Origin of the sequence: Halopseudomonas xinjiangensis, from assembly GCF_900104945.1 — a bacterium.
GTDB classification, from domain to species: domain Bacteria; phylum Pseudomonadota; class Gammaproteobacteria; order Pseudomonadales; family Pseudomonadaceae; genus Halopseudomonas; species Halopseudomonas xinjiangensis.
Genome location: NZ_LT629736.1, coordinates 1,911,900 through 1,932,856 on the forward strand (window position 1 = coordinate 1,911,900; position 20,957 = coordinate 1,932,856).

Annotated in this window: 18 protein-coding genes and 1 pseudogene; 7 read left to right on the plus strand and 12 right to left on the minus strand. The window is 60.8% G+C overall.

Annotated features, from left to right (window positions below; translation table 11 throughout):
• Nucleotides 1-2: 2 nt before the first annotated feature.
• From BLT85_RS08715 to BLT85_RS08725, 3 genes are all read right to left on the minus strand, one after another.
• Nucleotides 3-1,412: a PepSY-associated TM helix domain-containing protein gene (locus tag BLT85_RS08715; protein WP_093393340.1), complete on the minus strand. Its 1,410-nt coding sequence runs from the start codon at nucleotides 1,410-1,412 to the stop codon at nucleotides 3-5.
• 79 nt (nucleotides 1,413-1,491) lie between these two features.
• Nucleotides 1,492-1,938, minus strand: coding sequence for a hypothetical protein (locus BLT85_RS08720; RefSeq protein WP_093393342.1), 447 nt, complete (start codon nucleotides 1,936-1,938; stop codon nucleotides 1,492-1,494).
• 30 nt (nucleotides 1,939-1,968) lie between these two features.
• Nucleotides 1,969-3,069: a 3-deoxy-7-phosphoheptulonate synthase gene (locus BLT85_RS08725; protein WP_093393345.1), complete on the minus strand. Its 1,101-nt coding sequence runs from the start codon at nucleotides 3,067-3,069 to the stop codon at nucleotides 1,969-1,971.
• A gap of 594 nt (nucleotides 3,070-3,663) precedes the next feature.
• Between BLT85_RS08725 and BLT85_RS08730 the strand changes: the two genes are divergently transcribed.
• The gene (locus BLT85_RS08730) at nucleotides 3,664-4,338 is read left to right on the plus strand and encodes a hypothetical protein (RefSeq protein WP_093393348.1); all 675 of its coding nucleotides are present in this window, start codon (nucleotides 3,664-3,666) and stop codon (nucleotides 4,336-4,338) included.
• 86 nt (nucleotides 4,339-4,424) lie between these two features.
• Here the strand turns inward: BLT85_RS08730 and BLT85_RS08735 are convergent, their stop codons facing one another.
• From BLT85_RS08735 to BLT85_RS08760, 5 genes and pseudogenes are all read right to left on the minus strand, one after another.
• Nucleotides 4,425-5,516 (minus strand): alpha/beta hydrolase, encoded by a 1,092-nt coding sequence (locus tag BLT85_RS08735; protein WP_093393351.1) that lies wholly within the window; start codon nucleotides 5,514-5,516, stop codon nucleotides 4,425-4,427.
• A gap of 209 nt (nucleotides 5,517-5,725) precedes the next feature.
• The gene (locus BLT85_RS08740) at nucleotides 5,726-8,155 is read right to left on the minus strand and encodes a penicillin acylase family protein (RefSeq protein WP_093393354.1); all 2,430 of its coding nucleotides are present in this window, start codon (nucleotides 8,153-8,155) and stop codon (nucleotides 5,726-5,728) included.
• A 325-nt stretch (nucleotides 8,156-8,480) separates the two neighbouring features.
• Nucleotides 8,481-9,657: pseudogene (gene ampC / locus BLT85_RS17005) on the minus strand (class C beta-lactamase).
• Nucleotides 9,658-9,679: 22 nt separating this feature from the next.
• Complete coding sequence (ppnN, locus tag BLT85_RS08755) at nucleotides 9,680-11,053, minus strand: nucleotide 5'-monophosphate nucleosidase PpnN (protein WP_093393362.1); 1,374 nt, start codon at nucleotides 11,051-11,053, stop codon at nucleotides 9,680-9,682.
• Between the two features lie 76 nt (nucleotides 11,054-11,129).
• Nucleotides 11,130-11,780: a TIGR04211 family SH3 domain-containing protein gene (locus BLT85_RS08760; protein WP_407920171.1), complete on the minus strand. Its 651-nt coding sequence runs from the start codon at nucleotides 11,778-11,780 to the stop codon at nucleotides 11,130-11,132.
• 385 nt (nucleotides 11,781-12,165) lie between these two features.
• On the opposite strand from BLT85_RS08760, the gene BLT85_RS08765 reads away from it, so the two are divergent.
• The 3 genes from BLT85_RS08765 (at nucleotide 12,166) to BLT85_RS08775 (ending at nucleotide 13,875) form a co-directional block, all read left to right on the plus strand.
• The gene (locus BLT85_RS08765) at nucleotides 12,166-12,774 is read left to right on the plus strand and encodes a cell wall hydrolase (RefSeq protein WP_093393368.1); all 609 of its coding nucleotides are present in this window, start codon (nucleotides 12,166-12,168) and stop codon (nucleotides 12,772-12,774) included.
• 164 nt (nucleotides 12,775-12,938) lie between these two features.
• Nucleotides 12,939-13,313 carry a hypothetical protein gene (locus tag BLT85_RS08770; RefSeq protein WP_093393371.1) on the plus strand — a complete coding sequence of 125 codons (375 nt, stop codon included), beginning with the start codon at nucleotides 12,939-12,941 and terminating at the stop codon, nucleotides 13,311-13,313.
• A 271-nt stretch (nucleotides 13,314-13,584) separates the two neighbouring features.
• Entirely contained in the window at nucleotides 13,585-13,875 is a 291-nt protein-coding gene (locus BLT85_RS08775) for a hypothetical protein (protein ID WP_093393373.1), read from the plus strand.
• An 11-nt stretch (nucleotides 13,876-13,886) separates the two neighbouring features.
• On the opposite strand, the gene BLT85_RS08780 is transcribed toward BLT85_RS08775, so the two are convergent.
• Nucleotides 13,887-14,738: an ion transporter gene (locus BLT85_RS08780; RefSeq protein WP_093393376.1), complete on the minus strand. Its 852-nt coding sequence runs from the start codon at nucleotides 14,736-14,738 to the stop codon at nucleotides 13,887-13,889.
• Nucleotides 14,739-14,758: 20 nt separating this feature from the next.
• Complete coding sequence (locus BLT85_RS08785) at nucleotides 14,759-16,243, minus strand: protein adenylyltransferase SelO (protein ID WP_093393379.1); 1,485 nt, start codon at nucleotides 16,241-16,243, stop codon at nucleotides 14,759-14,761.
• A 205-nt stretch (nucleotides 16,244-16,448) separates the two neighbouring features.
• Here BLT85_RS08785 and BLT85_RS08790 point away from each other — a divergent pair, with 205 nt between their 5' ends.
• From BLT85_RS08790 to BLT85_RS08800, 3 genes are read left to right on the plus strand one after another with little or no spacing between them, the layout of a single operon-like run.
• A complete protein-coding gene (locus BLT85_RS08790; protein ID WP_093393382.1) occupies nucleotides 16,449-16,904 on the plus strand; it encodes a DUF305 domain-containing protein in 456 nt (151 codons plus the stop codon).
• Nucleotides 16,901-17,434 (plus strand): hypothetical protein, encoded by a 534-nt coding sequence (locus BLT85_RS08795; protein ID WP_093393385.1) that lies wholly within the window; start codon nucleotides 16,901-16,903, stop codon nucleotides 17,432-17,434. The genes BLT85_RS08790 and BLT85_RS08795 overlap by 4 nt, the downstream gene beginning before the upstream one ends.
• 54 nt (nucleotides 17,435-17,488) lie before the next feature.
• The gene (locus BLT85_RS08800; protein WP_093393388.1) at nucleotides 17,489-17,821 is read left to right on the plus strand and encodes a DMT family transporter; all 333 of its coding nucleotides are present in this window, start codon (nucleotides 17,489-17,491) and stop codon (nucleotides 17,819-17,821) included.
• 38 nt (nucleotides 17,822-17,859) lie between these two features.
• Here BLT85_RS08800 and BLT85_RS08805 read toward each other — a convergent pair whose 3' ends face one another.
• On the minus strand, nucleotides 17,860-19,077 hold the full coding sequence (locus BLT85_RS08805) for a choline transporter (RefSeq protein WP_093393391.1): 1,218 nt from the start codon (nucleotides 19,075-19,077) through the stop codon (nucleotides 17,860-17,862).
• A gap of 197 nt (nucleotides 19,078-19,274) precedes the next feature.
• On the minus strand, nucleotides 19,275-20,957 hold the full coding sequence (betA, locus tag BLT85_RS08810) for a choline dehydrogenase (RefSeq protein WP_093393394.1): 1,683 nt from the start codon (nucleotides 20,955-20,957) through the stop codon (nucleotides 19,275-19,277).

Genomic DNA, 20,957 nt, shown 5'->3' on the forward strand with positions numbered 1-20,957 from the left:
CTTCACGGCCCTTTGCTTATGCCCTGCCCCGCACGGATGAAAGTCGACCCCCAGTCGAACAGGACCATAATCAGCAGGCTCGCGCCAAGCACTGGCATCGCCACGCCGAGCAGCAAGGTAAAGCCGATGACGGTGACTTTCGTCCACCAGGGCAACCCTTTCCATACCACTCTCAGCCCGAGGTAAGCGGTCCCGGTCCGTCCCGGCCTGCGTCGCCACCACAGCGCATAACCCAACCCCACTAACGCCATGACGCCTGCAGCAGTGAGCGCCAGGATGAGCTGATTGAACCAGCCAAACAGGCTTCCCATATGTGCATCGATGCCCCAACGGGTAAGCTTGGCAGCGAGCGGAAATCGATCGAACTCCAGGGTGTCGACTATCCGCAAGGTCTGCGCATCGACCGCCACGGCGTCCACCTGTGTCGGCCAGCTTCGATCGATCTCGGTCACCGTCCAGGCCCGGTCTTCCCCTTGGGCAGGGCGGATTTCGATGCGCCCTGCCTCGATGCCGGCCCGGCGGGCCGTGAGCAGTACCCGGTCGATACGCTGTGTATCGACGGGTATCGCCGACTCCGGGCCGACCGGCGCCGCATGATGTTCGGCATGTGCGCCATCAGCCGCTAAACCCGCTCCGAGTTGCGTATTCAAACCCGGCGTGCCCATACCGAAATGCGCCCTGACCACGCCGATGTGGTCGCCTGCCCACTTCGACCAGGTCAGCCCTGTGGCGGAAAAAAACAGCATGCCGAGCAACAGGCACAAGCCGAGCGAGCTGTGCCAGCGTTGCAGTCGCGGCCTTTGCCGTTGGCTCGAGACGCCCCGCCGCTGGCGCGCCCTGGCCCGCCAGGCACACACTCCGCCAAGGGCGACCAGCCACAGCCAGGACGCGGCGAGTTCGCTGTACAGGCGCCCCCACTCTCCGAGAAATAGTCGTCGATGCAAGTCGCCAAGCCAGTTTCGCAGGGGCAGCACGCCGGTGGTGCCATACACGACCAGCTCGCCCAGAGGCTTGGCGGTAACGGGGTCGACAAACACTGCCCAATGCTCCGACGCGTCCAAGGCCTGTGTTGCGAACATCACTCGGGTGGTCAGGCCTGGGCCAGGCGCCGGGCGCACCGCAGCCAGCGACCCCGGTCTGCTCAGGTGTCGACGAGCTGCTTCGACCTGCTGCGAAAGCGGCTGGGTTGCCCCTCGGCTGTCGGTGAAGAGCAGATGTTGATAAAGCCGGTTTTCGATTTGCGGCGTCAGCGCGTAGAGCAACCCGCTTAGCGCTGCGATGAACACGAACGGACCCACGAAGAGTCCTGCAAGAAAATGCAGCCGAGTAACCAGGGCGAGCAAGAGCTTGCCTGATTCGGCCTGCAGTGCGGCTCCGGCTTGGTCAACCGGATCCCGAAGAACGCTGGACATGAACGATGCGCCTTATATTGGTCGATGCTGAGCCGATCGGCCCCAGACGAGGACGGGACGTACGAGGAGATCGGTGAAGTCAGGCGATGCGAACCAGCACAGGCGAGGCACGAGGGTTGATGGCTGGCCAGAGCTGGCGCAGCGAGAAATGGGGCGAGCCGGCTATCGCAGGACGTTCTATCGTGGGCGGCAGAAGCGGAGGTGGCGCCGAAGTGGCCTCGACCGCCAGGATGAACTGGGCCGAGGCGCAGCAACAGGACATGCCGGGCGCGGCCGAGGATGGCGGCAGATCGTCGATGGTCGACGCAGCATGTGCCACCAGCTGATCGAGGTGATGCGAGTGATGCGAGCCGTCGTGGTCTTGGGCGACTACCGCAGCAGAGGCCGCCAGGCAATGTCCGGCGATGCCATAGGCAAGCCGGGTTTCGGCACTGGCGCTGGCCAGCGCCGCCATGCCCAGCACATGCATGAGCATGGCCAGGCAAGCGAGCATGGCATGGAGCCGGCGGTGCGAGGGCTTGAACATCAGTCATCCTGATCCGGTGGTCAGGCGAGTCTACCCCAGCGCAGCACCTTTGCCAGCCAGTCGATCAGCCGCCCGGAGCAATGTTTGTTCCGTGCCGGCCCACCCGAGACAACCGTCGGTGACCGAAACCCCGTAGGCGAGATTGCCTGACAGCGGCTGGCTTCCATCGAACAGGTGGCTCTCGATCATCACCCCGCGCAGGCTGCTGTCACCAGCCAGACGCTGGTCAATGACCGATTCCAGTACTGCAGGCTGACGCAGCGGGTCTTTCCCGCTGTTGGCGTGACTGCAGTCGACGATCAGTTTCGCCGCTATGCCTCGCTTCTCCAATGCGGCACGCGCCGCTGCGACCTCTTCAGCCGCGTAGTTCGGGCCGGCGTGGCCACCGCGCAGCACCAGATGTACGTCCGGATTGCCCAGAGTCTGGACCAAAGCCGGCCGTCCAAGCTCGTCGACGCCGAAATGCTGATGTGGGTGAGCCGCCGAACCCATGGCGTCGCAGGCGATCGTCAGACTGCCATCGGTGCCATTCTTGAAGCCCACCGGCACGTCGAGGCCGCTGACCATCTCCCGGTGCACCTGAGACTCGCTGGTCCGCGCACCGATGGCCGCCCAGCCGATGAGGTCGTCGAGGTACCCCGCTGCCAGCGGTTGCAGCAACTCGGTCGCAACCGGCAGACCGAGTTCGACGAGTGCCAGCATCAACCGTCGGGATAGCGCCAGCCCTTCGGCCATGTCGCCACTGCCGTCAAGGTGCGGGTCGTAGAGCATCCCTTTCCAGCCGATCGTGGTGCGCGGTTTCTCGACGTAGGCGCGCATCACCAGCAGCATGCGGTCGCTGACCTGAGCCGACAGCTGTGCCAGACGCTCTGCGTACTCGATCGCGGAATCGGTATCGTGTAGCGAACAGGGCCCGGTGACGACGAGCAGGCGGTCGTCTTCACCGTTGAGCACAGCGCGAATGGACTGGCGTTGCTGGTCAATGCGCTCGGCGAGGGCCCGGCTGACAGGAAACCGTTCGCGCAGTTGCGCGGGGGTGGGGAGCGGATGCGCTGAGCGGCGAGTATTCGCCGGAGCCGCAGGCGTTACGGGCAGATCCTTGATGGTTGCGGCTGGTACGGGAGCGTTCATGTTCTGTTTTCCTCGGCCGTGGCGGACTCCGCCACGGCACTATCGTAGTGTTCGACCTTGAAGTGGATGTGCTGCGCCAGAAGCGTCGCCAAATCGCCAGTTGCGGTAGGAAAACAGTCGATAGGTGCGGTACATGGTCAGTCCTCTTGTGTCAGTGCAAAACCCAATAAAAAAACCCCGGTCGGGTAGCCGACCGGGGTTTTGCGAAGCGTTTGGTGGCGACCCTTGATGCGGGCGCCTGTGGGGTATCAGGCGCGTGTGCGGCTAAACCAATACCCGAAGTAAGCATACTCACCGACGACACACGGCAGTGCGCGCGCCAAAACAGCCGGAGCCGTGGCGGAACGAGCGAGCAGGTGAGCCGAGGTGGAAAGCATGTCTGTCTCCAATGACGTTTCAGGACTTTAGCCGATTCCTGAGGTGACCGGCAAGCGGCGATACCTCCTTCATCGCCAGGCGTGGACTCGTTCGCCGGGAGGCTCCCCTTCCGTGCGCATTCCTTTCGTCGGGTTCCGCCGCGCACGGATGCTCCGTAGCCTGAAGTAAGTCATGCTTTACACCCGTGAGTACCCGTTAGCGAAACAGGACATCCCAATGAGAAGAATTTTATCGCTTGCCGCGCTTGGTGCAGTCGTAGCCTCCTCCCCGACCGCCGCCTGGGCAGAAGACATTGCGCTCTCGCTCAATGCTGGTACTACCGGGCTTGGTGCAGGCCTGGTTTACAACCTGTCTGAGCAGCTCAATGTTCGTGGCTCTTACAACTGGTTTGAGTACAACCACGAGGAGCAGATCGATGAGCTGGAGTACGATCTGGATCTGGAGCTCTCGACAACCGAACTGCTGCTGGACTGGCACCCTTTCAATAGCGGGTTTCGCGTTACTGGCGGCGTGGTACACAACGGCACCGATCTGACCGGCGATGCGCGCCCGACTTCCACCGGGACCGTGGAGATAGGCGACCGCATTTTCAATGCGCAGGAGATCGGCTCGGTTGACGCCGATGTCGACTTCAATCGAATCGCTCCCTACCTGGGGATCGGCTACGGCAAACCATTCTGGCAGCGCTTCTCTCTCAGCGCCGACCTCGGGGTGACCTATCAGGGCAGCCCGGATGCGACGATCCGCGTGCGCCCCGGCTCTGGCGTCGACCCGGTTACGCAGGCACGGCTCGAGCAGGCAGCCGCTCAGGAAGAGCGTGACCTCGAGGAGGAATTGGATGGGTTCAAATATTATCCGGTCGCCCGGGTAGGTCTGACTTACGTGTTCTGAATACCGGCCAGCCTGCGCTCAGGAGACTGGCACGGAATTGACAGGCTTCGAGTCGAGCTTAGCCCGGCTCGAAGCACTGGATCGAGTCAGTTCTTCCCAGCTGACTCAAGATCGCTTTCCAGCTCGTCGGCAGCGAACTCGAGTGCTTTCTCGGCATCCTCCACCACGGCAGCCATGCCAAAGAACTCGTGCGTCACACCATCGTAATTCTTGTAGGACACGTTGGACCCGGCCTCACGCAGCTTGTCTGCCAGAGCCTTGCCCTCCGAGCGCAGCGGATCGATTTCCGCCGTGATCACGGTTGCGTCCGGCAGCCCCTTCAGATCTGCCTGGCCTACCACATCCAGCCGCGGATCCTGTTTGTCGGCAGGCTCACTGATGGTGTGCTTGACGAACCATTGCATCGCATCACGGCTCAGCGGTACGGCGTCGGCATTTTCCTTGTACGACTCGGTGTTGGTATCGGTTCCGGCGACGGGATAGATCAACAGCATGTGCTCCGGCATCTGCACGTTATTGTCGCGAGCCATGATCGCCGTATTGATTGCCAGATTGCCGCCTGCCGACTCGCCTGCCACGGCGACCCGTTTGGCGTCGCCTGCGAAGCTGTCGGCGTTATTGAGCGCCCATTGATAAGCAGCGAAGGCATCCTCGTGGGCCGCCGGGAATTTGTGCTCGGGAGCGTGGCGGTACTCGACGCTGGCGACGACTGCCTCGGCTTCCGCGGCCAGGCCCATGGCAGAAGCGGCGTAGGTGTCGATGTCGGCGATGACCCAGCCACCACCATGGTAATAGACGATCACTGGCCAACCGCCCTGCGGCGCCTCGCCTTCCGGCATGAAGATACGCACCGGTTGCGTGCCGCCGCTGGTCTCGTAGCTCATGTCACGGGTGATCACGCCCATCTCGTCCATCACCTGTTTCGGATCCTTGCCCTGATCCTCGAGCACCGCCTTGACCGCATCGGCAGGCGTCGGCTGTTTGCGCGTAGCGTCTACGGACTGAGTACCGAGCGGCTTGGCACCGAGTTCTTCAAGCTTTTGCAGCACGCGCTTCATGTCGTCGTCGGCACGCTGCATCGCGCTATTCTGCTCTGCGGCAACTGCAGAGGATAGGCCCGCCACAACGGCGAGAGTGCCAAGCGTAGCGGCTAGAATGCTTTTCTTGCTGGGTCTCATCGTATAACTCCCGTACAGGTAAATGTCGGGCCGATATCGGCCCTTCACCGGTTTAGTGCAAGGAAAGCAGGCGTTGTTCCGAACGATTGAATTTTGTACAGAAATTGGACGTAGATCTGGAAGACCGTGGCAACTTCATCTGAAACGGGTTCGGCCGGCTTCGAAAAGCCGGCCTCCCCCTTACCGTCTGGCTATGGTAAACGCTTGCTTTACTCACTCAATACCAGCTTCCGACCGACAGCCTGCTCGGCGATTTCGGCAGGGCTGAAAGGCAGCGGGATCCAGTCCTTGGCCGAATAACGACGAGTCTGGTCGCGATGGTTGGGGCTGGTTTCATCGGACGATTGCGAATAGGCCAGCAGCGCTTCCACCACCGGGCCGTCTTCGTCGAAGGTGACCGTTTGCATGTAGGTCGGACCCTTGTTGATCGGTGTGTAAAGGCCGTTCTCGTCCGGCCCCGGACCCTCGGCGACGTTGAATACACCTTCGCGGCCGATACCGCCATGCATGGGGATCCGCTCACCATTGTTGCCTGGGTCGACTACGAACTGGATTTCACCCAGCGCGGCGTCCAATGCGATGTTCTTGCTTTGGAAGAATGCAATGGCATCACCCAGGGCGGTGCGGGTTTCAGCAGTGATCGTCAGCTCACGCGGTGTATTGATCGGGTCATTTTCGTCGAACGGAACACTGAATACGTTCGCCGTGGTTTCCTGGAAGGGCACGCCTTTCCAGAATTCCCGGAACACATGGGCACCGCGGCTATCCAGATTGTTGCGTCGATCCCAATCATTCAGCACCTGGCAGGCGGTGGTAGCGTCCACTGTCCCACCTTCGCTGGTCGGCATGGCCGGGTTGGCGAAGCAATCGTCCAGCACGTCATCCAGAACCAGCTCGGCGACGTAGCTACGGTTGCCATAGACCACCTGTTGCAGCTGGTCCAGGGTGAAACCCATGCCGCCCAGACCATCAGTGCCATCGAGCCGATCTTCGATCTGTACCAGCCCCATGCGCGAGCGCACCAGCAATGGCACCGCTTCCGGAGTCGAGGCGCCAGGGTATGACAGCAGACGCCGACGCAGCAGCGGCGAATAGCCGGTCAGTGGTTCATCGGGATTGCTCAGCCAGTAGCTGTCGTTGGAGTTGGCGACGTAATCGTTGCGCACCAGTACCGGCAGGTTGCCTGGTCCGAAAATCCCTTTCTGCGGAGAGTCGGCGTCTTCACCCCATTCGCACGCCGCAGTATGACCGGCGAGCCCCGGGATACCCGCAGCAGCCAGCGCTTCCAGGGCAGGCCCCTGAACACAAGCCTGGAATTTCTCCGCCGTGACATGGGGGACGGTGGAGATATCGGCATACATCGCCTTGCCGTAGCGATCAGTTGCGATGGTGTTGACGAACGGCAGGCCGACGATCGACTGCAGCTTGTCGACCAGATCGTCCACGCTGGTCGCCTTGTCCATTGCCAGCCATTGGTTGATGGCACGCGGGTTCTCCGAAGCGGCGTCACGGATAGCGAAAGCGATGTTGTTCCCGCCCCATGGCGGCAGCGCTTCGTTGACCAGATTGACCGCCAGCATCGGACCGAAGTGTGAAAGATACACACTGCCCTGGTGGGTATTGCCGTCCGCCAGCTGGACGCTCACATCGACGCGCTCGATGTCCCGCTGCTCGAGCTGGCCGTCCGCGTTCTGGTACAGGTATTTCATCGGATTGCCATCGACCAGCGCCAGCTGATACAAGGTGAAACGCTTGGCGGTGGAGACTGTGTGACTCCAGGCGACGTCCTTGTTGAAGCCAATGTTGGGGAACGGCTGACCCTGCTGGCCGACGCCCATCACATCCAGCTCGCCCGGCAGTGTCAGATGGAACTCGTAGAAACGCTGCACACCGTCCCAAGGTTCATGGGGGTTGCCGTAAAGCATGCCATTGCCGTTTGCCGTCAGCTCCGAACCCAACGCATACGCGTTGCTGCCGCCATTGGTGACATTGATATTGGTCATATCGAAGCCGGTGTCGCTATTGGCACTGGCGGGGGCGCCCGGCGGCTGAGCAGCCACGATCGGACCGACGAAATTGGACAACCCGCCGCGCAGACCGCCCTTGCCATAAACCGCCAGCAGGTCCTGCTCGGTTATTTCTCTGACCCACGGCTGTCCGGCACATGCCGGGTCAATGCTGCCGACCCCGGTGTCACGCAGATAGCGGTTGTAGCCCGCCGCATAGCCGGACACGGCATCGCGCACCTGCTGGTTCTGGGCATCCCAGAACGTCTGGCGCTGAGTGTCGGAGTTGTACCAGGTATAGAAGATGTCGCTGGCAACGCTGCCGTTCGGCAGGTACCGCGCGCTCTCGCCATTGGCGAAGACAATCTCTTCAGCGAACGAGCAGATGTTGTCTTCGGCAAACGCGTAGCCGACGCCATAGCCAAGCCCTTTGTAATCCTGGGCGGTGATGTGGGGGATGCCAAACTGGGTTCGCTGAATTTCGGCAGAGTAGGTGTTCTGGGTCGGTGGGGTCGGCGCGGGGGCGTCGTCATTATCGCTGTCCCCGCTCAGGCATCCGCTCAGTGCCAGACTGGCGGTGACTGTCAGGATCGCAAAGGCTCGACCCCGAAGGCCGTAAGGCTCGATCTGCATGACTGCTTCCTTCTCGTGTTGTTGTTTTTGTATCGGGGCACCCCGCTTGTCTCGTGCGTCAGACAGTCAGGTGCCAGAAGAAACGCTAGCAGGTCGGTTCGAGGGGAATTGTCGTCCAGACGACTATGTGCGTGACTGGCCTGGGAACGGATAGAGCCAGGGGAGCCGGAGCCCGCTGCACGCGGCGTATCGGTGGAGTCAGCTATGACGCGGGCTTCCGGCGAGTCGCGAGCCATTTCCCAGGCCCCGAAAGACGTCTTCCATGGCACTTAGAGGGTCCCGTACGAGACCGGGTTATGTCCGTTATGCCCTAGCTTTTTTGGCACTAGTGCGGCGCCGTGCCGGGAGACACAGCGAGCGGTGATTCGCCGAGCGCACCAAGGGCCAGGCGGATGCGCGCCTCCGCCGGGTAATTCCTGTTGGCCAGAACTACCACCCCGCTTTGCCTCGAAGGGATCATCGCCACATACGCACCGAAGCCGTTGGTTGAACCGGTCTTGTTGACCCAGACTTCAGGGGCTTCCTTGGGCGATTCAAGGGGGTCGGCTTCATGCGTGCCCAATGCCATGTCTGCGCTGTTTCCAGCCAGAAGATCAGCGAGGGCCACAGGATAGGCGTAGCGCTCCCAGACCATCGCCTGGGTCATCGGACCAACCCGGTATTGGCCGATCCGGGTCTGCGTCAGCGCCTGTGCTAGGGCAGGCTCTACCGCCACCTCGCCGAGGTTGATGCCGACGAAGCGAATCAGATCGGCGCTGGTCGACTTGATACCGTAGGCTTCATCGGCCAACGCACCCGGACTGAGCCGGATCGGCTGGCCTGACTTGTCGTAACCTTGGGCATAGCGCGACGCGTGCCGATCGGGCACGGCGAGATAGGTATCGTGCAGCCCCAGTTTCGGCAGCAGGATCTTCCGCATCGCCTGCCCAATAGGTAAGGCCAAAGCTGCTCGCGGCTGCCATGCCCAGCAGGCCGATACCCGGATTGGAGTAGGTCCTGTGCGAGCCGGGCAGATACTCCGGCTGCCAGGTTTGAAAATAGCGTTCAAGTTGCGGCGCAGTCTGTATCGCTTCTGGCACTTGCAGCGGCAGACCGCTAGCGGTGTGTGTAGCCAGATTAAGCAGAGTCGCCTCGTCCACTGGGGTATCCGCAAGCCAAGGGAGGTGATGGCTCGGATGCTCCGAAAGCGCCAGCTTTCCCTGGACCTGCGCATAGCTGGCCAGAGCGGCCGCAAAGAGTTTGCTCAACGAGCCAATCTCGAACAACGTCGCTTCGGTTACGGGAGCGCCTGTGTCTGTCGAGGCCACACCGTAATTGTGGTAACGCAGCTGGCCATCGACGATAACGGCGATAGCCAGTCCTGGGATGGAGTGCGTTTGCATGACTTGCGCGACGTGAGCGTCCAGGGACCGTTCAGCCGCAGCCGCCGGCGCACCAGCCAGAGCATGCTGAGAGCCGGCGAGACCAATCAGCGCAGACAGCGTTAGAACCTTCAGCACCATCCCTGCGTACCTACGTGAAACGTCAGTCGACCACTCGGTAACAGGGCTCATAAGGCGCCCCGCCCGGAAGCTTCATACGGTGCTGCTCGACAAAGGCACGGAGCAGCGCATCCAGTGGTCGCATGATCGCCGACTCGCCGCGGATTTCATATGGCCCGTACTGCTCGATGCGCCGAATGCCGTGATTCTTCACGTTACCCGCGACGATACCGGAGAACGCCCGGCGCAGGTTGGCTGCCAGTTCGTGCTTGGGCATTTGGCGGTTCAGTTCGAGCCCGGCCATGTTTTCGTGCGTCGGGTCGAACGGGTGCTGGAACGTCTCTTCTATTTTCAGCAACCAGTTGAAGTGGAATGCATCGTTACGCTCACGACGGAACTGGCAGACCGACCGGAGGCCGTCAGTCATCTGGCGGGCCACTTCGGCCGGATCGTCGATGATCAGCTGATAGAGCCCCTGCGCCGCCTCGCCCAGCGTTGCGGCGACAAATGCATGCAACTGTTCAAGATACGGCGCCGCACTGCGCGGTCCGGTCAGAATCAGCGGAAAGGGTACGTCCCGGTTGTCGGGATGCAGCAGTATGCCCAGCAGATAGAGAAACTCTTCGGCCGTACCTACCCCGCCCGGGAACACGATGATGCCGTGTCCTACCCGCACGAAGGCTTCGAGACGCTTTTCGATGTCGGGCAGAATGACCAGCTCATTGACGATCGGGTTGGGCGCTTCCGCAGCGATGATGCCCGGCTCGGTCAGCCCCAGGTAACGACCACCGTTGATTCGTTGTTTGGCATGGGCGATGGTCGCGCCTTTCATCGGCCCTTTCATTACCCCTGGTCCGCAGCCGGTACAGACGTTCAGATTGCGCAGCCCCAGCTCGTGACCGACCCGCTTTGAGTATTTGTACTCCTCGGTGCTGATCGAGTGCCCACCCCAGCACACCACCATGTTCGGTTCCACGGCCGGCCGCAACGTACGGGCATTGCGCAGCAGGTGGAAAACGTAATCGGTGATGCCTGCAGAGGTCTGCAGATCGATCCGAGGGCTGCCCAATTCGCTTTCGGTATAGACGATGTCACGCAACGCGCTGAACAGCATTTCACGTGTGCTGGCGATCATCTCGCCATCGACGAACGCATCTGCGGGTGCGTTGATAAGCTCCAGTCGCACGCCGCGATCCTGCTGATGAATGCGCACTTCGAAGTCCGAGTAGGCTTCCAGAATGGTCTTGGCGTTGTCGATCTGCGCGCCGGTATTGAGAATTGCCAGTGCGCACTGGCGAAACAGCTTGTAGGTATCGCCGCTGCCGGCCTCGCTGAGCTGTTGTACTTCGCGCTGGGACAGCGTCTCGAGGCTGCCCTTGGGATTTACCGATACGTTAACTACTTTGTAGGGGCGCATTCTTGGTTCCGGTCAATGGATCGTTGATTCATGGCATGCCAGCCGCGCCGGACTGGCATACACAGCGCGGCTGAGGTCAGACCCAGCCGTCGTTACGCTTGCGGCTGCGGGTCAGCGAGGGCAGGATCAAACCGGCGAGCAGTCCTGCTCCGGCAATGCCGCCTCCATAGACCATGTAGCGCATCAAGACTTCCTTGTTCTCGTCACCCAGCTGCGCCTGTGCCGTACGCAACTCCGATTGGGTGGCAACGAGTTCATCGTGCAGGGCCTGGCGGGTCTGTTCGAGCTCCTCCGCGAGCACCCTGCGCGCCTCGAGCGTTTCCTCCATCCCCTGCACACGGGTCTGCCAGGTTTCCTCGATGGTGGCCAACTCGTGAGTCAATGCCGCGACCTGCTCCTTGAGCTGTGGGAGGGCTTCAGCCGGGCCGGGAGAGTCCTGAAGATCATCGGAGCGGATCCAGACGGTGTTGCCCGACTCACTACGGACCTGACTGTAGTCGCCCTGGGTCTTGATCAATTCGACCTTGTCGCCTGAGGTCAGCGAACCAACGATTCGATAACCATCGGTCGGGCCGCTTCTGACGTAGGTGGTGAGATCGTCGCTCACCCAGCGCACATCGCTTTGTTCTTCCTGGGCGAAAGCCGGAACGGACACGGCGAACAGCGCGCCCAATACGCTGGCACGAATTGCTTTGGTGAACGCTGTGCGAGGCGAAAACGAGGGCAGGACGACGGTGGAATACGTATGGGATTTGGGCATGGTGATCTTCGCAAAAAACGGGTGAGGCCCGGCCAGACAGAAGGTCGGCGGGCGCAGTTCTAGGATTCTCCGTCAACCGACGAGGCTACGAAGAAAGGAAATGGGTCGCGGCGGGAAGACTGCCGTTGGGACATTCGATTCTCCTGGAGGCTCATGGCCTGTAGTCCTCCCTGTGGTTTGCCAAAAAGAAGGACAGTGCTCAACCATACGAGTTCCGCGCCCGCACGGCAATCGCTCGCGATTAAAGGCGAACCAACGAAGCGATAAATCATCCAATTGTCAGAGCACGATAAACGAATTCCCCGACTGGGGACCTTACATGAGTGCGTGCCAGTCACCAAAGGAGACGACAATGCGTTTGAGATGGATCGCTACCAGCTTGTTGGCGCTGACACTGACCAATCCGACGTTCGCAGCCGAGCAGCAACGGCAAGCCGACAAGGCGATTGAAAAGGCCGAAACGCTCGAACAGAAGGCGGTCGAGCAAGGCAGCCCGCCCAATGCTTCGCGCTCCGAGACGATCACCAAGACCGAGGTGCAGGCAGTCGACCCTGCCGGCGAAGCACCTCTCGACGACGCCATAACCTGCCTGGCGCGTACCATCTACTGGGAAGCCAAGGGCCAGGCAGTAGATCAGATGGAGGCAGTCGCAAACGTGGTGATGAACCGCCTGCAGACCGACGATTTCCCACGCAGCGTGTGCGAGGTGGTAAAGCAGGGTTCGGAAACCGGCAGCTGCCAGTTTTCATGGTGGTGCGACGGCAGGCCCGATTCCGTCCAGGAAGAAGTGCCTTATACCCAGGCCAAGGAGGTCGCTCGCCGAGCACTGAATGGTCAATTGAAGGACCATACCGACGGGGCGCTGTTTTTCCATGACCGCAACGTCTCCCCATCCTGGGCCAAGACCTTCAAACGCACCCATCGCGCCGGGGACTTCCTGTTTTACAAGCCACGTGAGTGAAGTCCGAAAATAGCGCTTGGCAGCATCATGCCGATTAGGCATCATTCCACGCTTGGCCTATCGGTGCCTGTCCTCAGGACAGCCCGGCCAGGCCGCCAGAGTCACGTCCGATGGGCTAGCTGGACGCAAGCCGGCGGTGACTCGATTACCCTACGAGACTATTCATGGACGAACACATCACCGCACCTAAGCCGGTCGCCCCGCTGTTGCCAGACGCGCCGACGAACCGTATCGGTTCGCCGACCAAAGGCGCTCCGCAGACCGGAACTCTTTCTCCCGCCATGACTCTCATGGACACAAGGCACTTGAACATCAAGCCAGCCGGAATCTTTATCGAGGGAAAAGATATGTTGGGAGATGCCACTTACGTCGCGAGCGATTTTCCAGTCGCTTATCAGGCCAGTCAAAACAGCCAGCAGCGCTCTGAACGGGTGATTTCCACCTACCACCAGGAGCGCGTTACCGAACGAGCCGAGCCACGTCCGTTCAACCCGGACGAAATCGACCGCGGATTCGTTCAGCACGGCATGTGCTTCTAAAGCAAGACGATTAGCGGAGTGCCAATCTGGGCATTCCGCTGCAACAGCCATCGCTGCCACCCAGGCGGCACCAAGCTACACCCCGCTATCCTTCTTCGCTTGCTGCTTCTCTTTTTGCTCCCCTGCTCCGCTGATTTCTCGTTCGCCGAGTCCGTCCACACAGCCCGGAAATCTCTCCGGACAGGCGAGGAACTACCATCGCAAGCGTGTTTCAGAAGAAGAAGAAAAGTCGGCTGACTAGCCGCTTGTCCATTCTGACCAGGAGCTACCCATGCGCTATCGCCACCTACTGATCCTCGCTACCCCGTTCGCCTTCGCCCTGCCCGCTTCAGCCGACTGGCCCACCGGCGCCCGTACCGGTTTCGTCGCCGAATGCATGGAAAATTCCCAGGCATCCCATCAAGCGGAACGCGCAAAAGCGTTTTGCGAGTGTGCTGCTGACGAAGCCAGCAACGAATTCAGCGAAGCGGAACTCGAGCAGATGAGCCGCGGCATGAACCGGGAGATGGAGCAGCGTTTGATCGAAACCGCACGGAGCTGCGCTCCCAAGCTGGAAGGCTGAGTTGCCGTTGCTCAGCTGGTCTGTCGCGGATCGCGGCGCTCCTCGTTGAGCCAGGTGCCGCACAACTTGCAGTATCGGGCGTCCGGCTCGTGCCGCGCGTGACCACAGCCGGGACACGACTCATCAGAATAACGCTCGGCACGCAGCGTGTTGATGACTTCGGCAGAGAATACGCCCACCGGCAGGGCTATGATCGAATAGCCGGTAAGCATGATCAGAACCGACAGGAATTGACCCATAGGGGTAATCGGTGTGATGTCGCCGTACCCGACCGTGGTCAGGGTAACGATGCCCCAGTACACGGACTTCGGGATGCTGGTGAAACCGGCCTCCGGGGGCTCGATCATGTACAACAGCGTCGAGAAGATGATCACCACCATGAACACAACGAACAGGAACAGCGTGATCTGACCTCGACTACGGCGCAATGCTTCCAGCAGCAACCGCCCCTGCCCGGCCAGTGACATCATCTCGAGCACGCGTATCAGGCGGAGCGTACGCAACAGCCTGACCACCACCAGCATGTGCGCGCCCGGGAAAAACAGAGCCAGCCAGGTCGGCAGAATCGACAGCACGTCGATCACGCCGTAAAAGCTTTTCAGATACCGACCGGGTGTCTGAAGACAGTAGATCCGGACGCCAAGCTCGATCGTGAACAGCACGGTAACCAGCCACTCGATGCCATAGAAGAGCAAGCCATAACGCTCATGGTACGCCGCGACGCTGTCGAGCATGACCACGGCGACGCTGAGCACGATCAGCGCAGCCAGCGCGATGTCGAACGCCTTTCCTGCCTTAGTATCGGACTCGAAGATTATCTGAAACAGCCGCGTTCGCAGCCCAACTCCTCCTGGCTCAAGCATGTATCGTCCTATTCATTGCATCAGGTGCCACAGAACGTCTGCAACACCATCTCTTCCGGCCGCGGCGGCATGGCGTAACGCGCGTCAGCTTCAGCGTAGGTCTGCGGTAGTGCCAATCGCTCGACGAGCTGGTGAAATGGCGAGAAGTCGTTGCGTTCGACCGCAGCCGCGATCACTTCCTCGATCAGATGGTTGCGCGGGATAAAAGCCGGATTGCGCTCGAACATCTGCTGTTGCCGCTGGGCAGCTGAGGTATCTTCCTGGGCGAGACGCGCTTGCCATCTCTCCAGCCAGGGCTCCAACTCCTCGGGCAAGTTGAAAATGTGCGCCACGCTCTCGAAGCCGGCATTGGGCGCGGCGAGCTCGGCCAAACGCCGGAAGGTCAACGTATAGTCCGCGCCAGCCTGGGTCATGCGTTCGAGCAGATCGTCAACGAGTGCTCGCGCCTCGTCATCAGGTTGAGCGATGCCCAGCTTGGCGCACATCAGCTCCGCGTACGCCTGTTGGTAACGGGGTACGAAGTCATCGATTGCCTTTTGCGCCAGTTCCACCGCGACATTCTCGTCGGCATCAATCAACGGCAACAATGCACGTGCCAGCCAGGCGAGATTCCATTGGCCGATGCCCGGCTGATTGGCATAGGCGTAGCGGCCGCCAGTGTCGATCGAGCTGAACACGGTTTTCGGGTCGAACCTGTCCATGAAAGCACAGGGGCCGTAATCGACGGTCTCGCCGGATACGAGCATGTTGTCGGTGTTCATCACACCATGGATGAAACCGAGCTGCTGCCACTGGGCGATCAACCCGGCCTGGCGACCAATGACGGCCTGCAGCAGGGTGAGATAGGGTCGCTCGGCAGTCGCCGCCTGGGGGTAATGCCGCTGCATGACATGGTCGGCCAACAGCCGAACGGCATCGCCGTCATCGCGCGCAGCGAAGTACTGGAAGGTACCGATGCGGATGTGGCTGCGCGATACACGGGTGAGCACGCCGCCCGGCAAAGCGCGGTCGCGAAGGACCTTCTCCCCCGTTGTCACCGCTGCCAATGCGCGGGAAGTCGGCACGCCGAGCACGGCCATGGCTTCGCTGACCACGTATTCGCGCAGCACCGGCCCCAACGGAGCGCGCCCGTCGCCGCCCCGGGAATAGGGCGTGCGGCCCGAGCCCTTGAGCTGCATATCGTAGCGCTCGCCCTGCTGGTCGACCACCTCGCCGAGTAGCACAGCACGGCCATCGCCGAGTTGCGGGTTCCAGCCACCGAACTGGTGGGCGGCATAGACGGTGGCGATCGGCTCGGAACCGGGCGCAAGCCGATTACCAGCCAGCACCTCCACGCCCTCCTCCGATTCCAGCCATTGCGCATCGATGTTCAACTGCTCGGCCAGGGAGCGGTTCACGCGAATCAACCCAGGCGACTTTACCGGCTCGGGAGCCTGTCGCGTGTAGAACTTGTCTGGCAGAAGCACGTAACTATTGTCGAACCGGGGGCTGCGAAGCTGGCTCATCGGTTTCTCCATCGTCAGATGATTGTAGGGACTTGGATAGCATACTCGCCAAGGGGTTGCATCGAACGGCGAAGTTCATCGGAGTCTTGCCCGGCAGGCGCGTTGTCAGATGCGCCCTCCCCGCCGACAAGGAATTTCGTTGCTGCGTCAGGGTCGCATGCAGGGACACGTTTTCGTTTCGCTAACCAAGTGACAAGGAGTACGCATGCATATGTCGTATTGGCGGTTCGGCGCAATGATCGCCACCTCGACCATCGTCATGTTCGGCCTGATGTATCTGAACACCTATGCGCTCGAACATGTAATGTGGAGCGAGACGCGGGGTTGGATGGCGCTGCTCATGGGCGCTGTGATGGCTGTCATCATGCTCAGCTTCATGCTGAATATGTATGCCAACAAGGCAGTCAATATCGCCATCTACGCTGGGGCGGTCCTCGTCTTTGCCGTGTCGCTGTGGCTGGTACGCAGCCAGACGACCGTGGGAGAAGTCGAGTACATGAAGGCGATGATCCCGCACCACTCGATCGCCATCATGACCAGCGAACGCGCGAATATTGAAGATCCCCGGGTACGCAAGCTGGCTGATGAGATCATCGAGGCGCAGCGGCGAGAGATAGCCGAAATGAAATATCTGATCGAAGCGCTGGAGGAAGCGAAATGAGTAAAGCCAACGGAAGCCTGCGAGGCTTGTCGCCTCACCTGGCCGTGCTCACGCTGTCGATCGCCTGCATGGGCCCGGCTGTCGCAGCCGGCGAAGCGGAACCCGAGCCTAAAGTGGTGCCGCCGACCGAGGCCGTATGGAATCCCGACCTGAGCGAGGCGGACCCCGGCCCCCTCGAACCTTCCGAGGTCTATCGAGTTTTGCAGGCGGACCCGCGCTGCAGTTTTCACTATACCCAGGCCAGCCCACCGGTCATCGTGCTCGGACAAACGGCGGAGACCGGCGAGTTGTTGGCGCTGATGAAACTGCATGGTCGCCTGGTCCGATTGACTCCCGCATCGGCGACCCGCTTCGACCAGATTATCGCAGGCGGGACGTTCGAGGCTGAAGGAATCGTGGCCAGGATCATGCCAGAAACCGAAGAACAAGATACCACCGAGGATGACCGGCGCCGCTGGCCCGCCAACATGCGCTTCGAGCTCGACGAGGGGTTGAGCGTGGGCTACCGGGGCTGGTACGTCTGCGATTAGCCGTTGCGCCCTCGGGGCGGTGATAATACGGCCTTCGCATCGGAGCGTGCCTGAATGAAAACCTGGTTATTCCTCCTCGCGGCCATCATCGCGGAGGTCATCGCTACCTCGGCGCTGAAAGCCAGCGACGGTTTTACCCGCACGGGCCCCCTGGTGATCGTCGCGATCGGCTACGCCATCGCCTTCTATTTCCTGGCGCTGACGCTGCGCACCATACCGGTTGGGGTTGCGTATGCCATCTGGTCAGGGCTTGGCGTGGTGTTGATCACGCTCGCCGCCTGGCTGGTTTACGGGCAAAAGCTGGACGCACCGGCGATCGTCGGGATGGCGATGATTGTCGGCGGTGTCGTAGTGATGAATGTGTTTTCAAAGACCGCCGTGCATTGAAACAAGGACGGGGCTCGTTGCGAGCCCCCGCTTTCAAACTAGTGCGCCATCTCGATCTTGTGAAAGTCGAGCTCGTTTTCCTTGGGCGAGGCCTTGATCGCCATGACCTCTTTACGCTTCTTCAGCAGAATGTAGCCGAAGCACGCGAAGTAAATCGCGATGACCAGGGCGCCCACCCATTCGATCTCGAGAAAGTCGAGCTGGAACAGAATGGTCAACGCGCACATGAGCACGAAGTTGCCCAGGTAGTAGCGTGCCCGCCCCACACGGCGCGCGGTCAGATTCAGATTTTCCGAATACAGGCGAATCAGTGAATCCAGCGAATTGATCACCATCAGCACACCGACGCTGATCATGGCCAAACTCACCCAACTGGCGATCATCAGTCCTTCCTGGTGGTAGTGGTACAGAATCACGAACCACACGCCGATCGCTACGGAGGGGAAGAACAGCATCGCCAGCAGCAACTGCCAGGTACGCAGCCCCCCGACGAAGCGCGCGGTGAACTGACCGATCATGATGCTCCAGGCAAACCACCAGAACATATAGAACTCGTGGTACTCGTTGATCGGCAACATGAAGTGGTGCAGGTTAGTGAAGTATTCACCAATCAAGCCGGTGCCACTGGTGAAGTCGCTGATGTCGCCGCGATCGGTCAGGAACGCTCGCGCCCACATAATCGCAATCAACAGCAGAAAGAAGCCCGACGAGCTCAGGCTGAGGATGCGTACGTACCTGATGTCGCTACTTGAGTAGACCGCCGCTGCGATAGCCGCCATGACGATCAGGTAGAACACCGGCAGCACCGTTTCGCCATCGCCGAGCTGCGGCAGGTACCAGGGCAGATTCACCAGGAGGAGGTAGGCCGTGAATGCGCAGGTGCCGATGATCACTGCGTTATTGACGAACTTCACCAGCTTGATTTCAAAGAACTTCACCTGCGGCTCGATGACGCAGAAGTAGAAGCAGGTCAGGAAGTAGAACCCCCATATGAGAAAGCCCCAGAAACCGAACTCGATGGCCAAGGGGTTGGCGAAACCGTACTCGGGGCTCTCGGCCGTATTGGCGTAGCCGGCAAATTCGGTCAGCGGGAACATGATCAGCCCCACATCCAGACCTGATGTGAAAAGAATCGCGACGAACGTCAGCGTATGCACCGGCGTCACGCCGATACAGCGCAGGTTCCACCACTTGGCCAGAATCAACGCGATCACGCCGAAGACGAATAGCATCCCTATCGAAAGCCAGAGTGTCATACGAACCTCCGGCTGCAGCGATTGACGAGTGTAGTGATGAGCATGGTTGTTTCCTTTCGTTCGTAAAGGACACAAACCTCCGCGTTGCGCGGACAGGGCTTGCCTATATGTCGCTGATCGACGGTGCTGCGCACCCTGGCGGCAATAGGGAAATCCTGACGGTTTGCATAAAGCGCGGGCTTGCGCCCGCGCGGGGTTCAGGCAAGAGCCCGCGCCGCTTCCCGCGGGCGCTGGCGTGCTTGCCACTGTTCATCCATCGACACCGGCGCGTTCGATGGAGCCAGGGGCTCGAAGCCCCGAATGATGTCTGCAGCGCGCTCGGCCACCATGATGGTCGGCGCGTTCAGGTTGCCGTTGGGTATGGTCGGGAAGATCGACGAATCCACTACACGCAAACTCTGGATACCATGGACCCGCGTCTGCGGATCGACCACGGCCATCTCATCGGTGCCCATCTTGCAGGAGCAAGACGGGTGGTAGGCGCTCTCCACCGCGCCGCGTACGAAGGCATCGATCTCTTCGTCTGTATCCACTTCCACGCCTGGCTGGATCTCCGCGCCACGATACTCATCCATAGCCTGCTGATGAATGATCTCGCGGGAAAGCCGTACGCAGTCGCGGAAAGCTTCCCGGTCCGCCTCTTCCTTCAAATAGTTGAAGAGGATCTCCGGGTGCTGACGCGGGTCGCCCGACCGTACGTGCACGTGGCCACGACTCTTCGGCTTGTTATGGCCGACGTGCAGCTGAAAGCCGTCGCCAGCGAAGGCTTCCTTGCCGTCATAACGCATGGCCGCGGGCAGGAAGTGGTACTGGATATCCGGCCATTCCACACCTGCCTTCGAGCGGATAAAGCCGCACGACTCGAAATGGTTGGTCGCGCCCAGGCCCTTCTTCAGGAAGAACCACTGCGCGCCGATCTGGAGCCGGCTCGCCCAGCCCAGCTTGCGGTTCAGCGAGACCGGTTTCAGGCAGCGAAACTGGAAGTAGAACTCCAGGTGGTCTTGCAGGTTTTCGCCTACCCCCGGCAGCTCGTGCAGCACCTCGATGCCGGCCTTTTCCAGTACATCGCGACGACCGATGCCGGACAGCTGCAGCAGATGCGGCGAGCCGATCGAACCGGCTGACAGCACCACTTCGCGGTCGGCGCGCACGGTCAAGACTTCGCCCTTGCGTTCGTACTGCACGCCCACGGCGCGCTTGCCTTCCAGCACCACGCGATGGACCAGCGCATGGGTCACCACGGTCAGGTTGGAGCGACTGCGCACCGGGCGCAGGTATGCATTCGAGGTGGACCACCGGACGCCGTTCTTGATGGTCATCTGCATCGGACCGAAGCCTTCCTGCTGCGCGCCGTTGTAGTCTGCCGTGGCCGGGTAACCGGCCTGCACGCCGGCGTCGATGAATGCGCGATACAGCGGGTTCTTCATCTGATTGCCGGTGTTGACGCCAAGCGGTCCACGATCGCCACGGTAGCTGTCGGAGCCGAAGGTCCAGGTCTCCGCCTTCTTGAAATACGGCAGACAGTGCCGGTAGTCCCAGCCTTCGGCGCCCTCTTCCTGCCACTCGTCAAAGTCTTTTGCATGGCCACGTACGTAGACCATACCGTTGATCGAGGACGAACCACCCAGCACCTTGCCCCGCGGGCAATGCATCCGGCGGTTGTTCAGGTACGGCTCCGGCTCGCTCTCGAACTGCCAGTTGTATTTACTGGTGTTCATGGGAATCGACAGCGCGGTCGGCATCTGGATGAAGATGCTGCGATCGCTGCCGCCGTTTTCCAGCAGCAGTACGCTGCACTTGCCGTCTTCGCTCAGGCGATTGGCGAGTACGCAGCCGGCCGAACCGGCACCAACGACGATGTAATCGTATGTCTGGGTCAT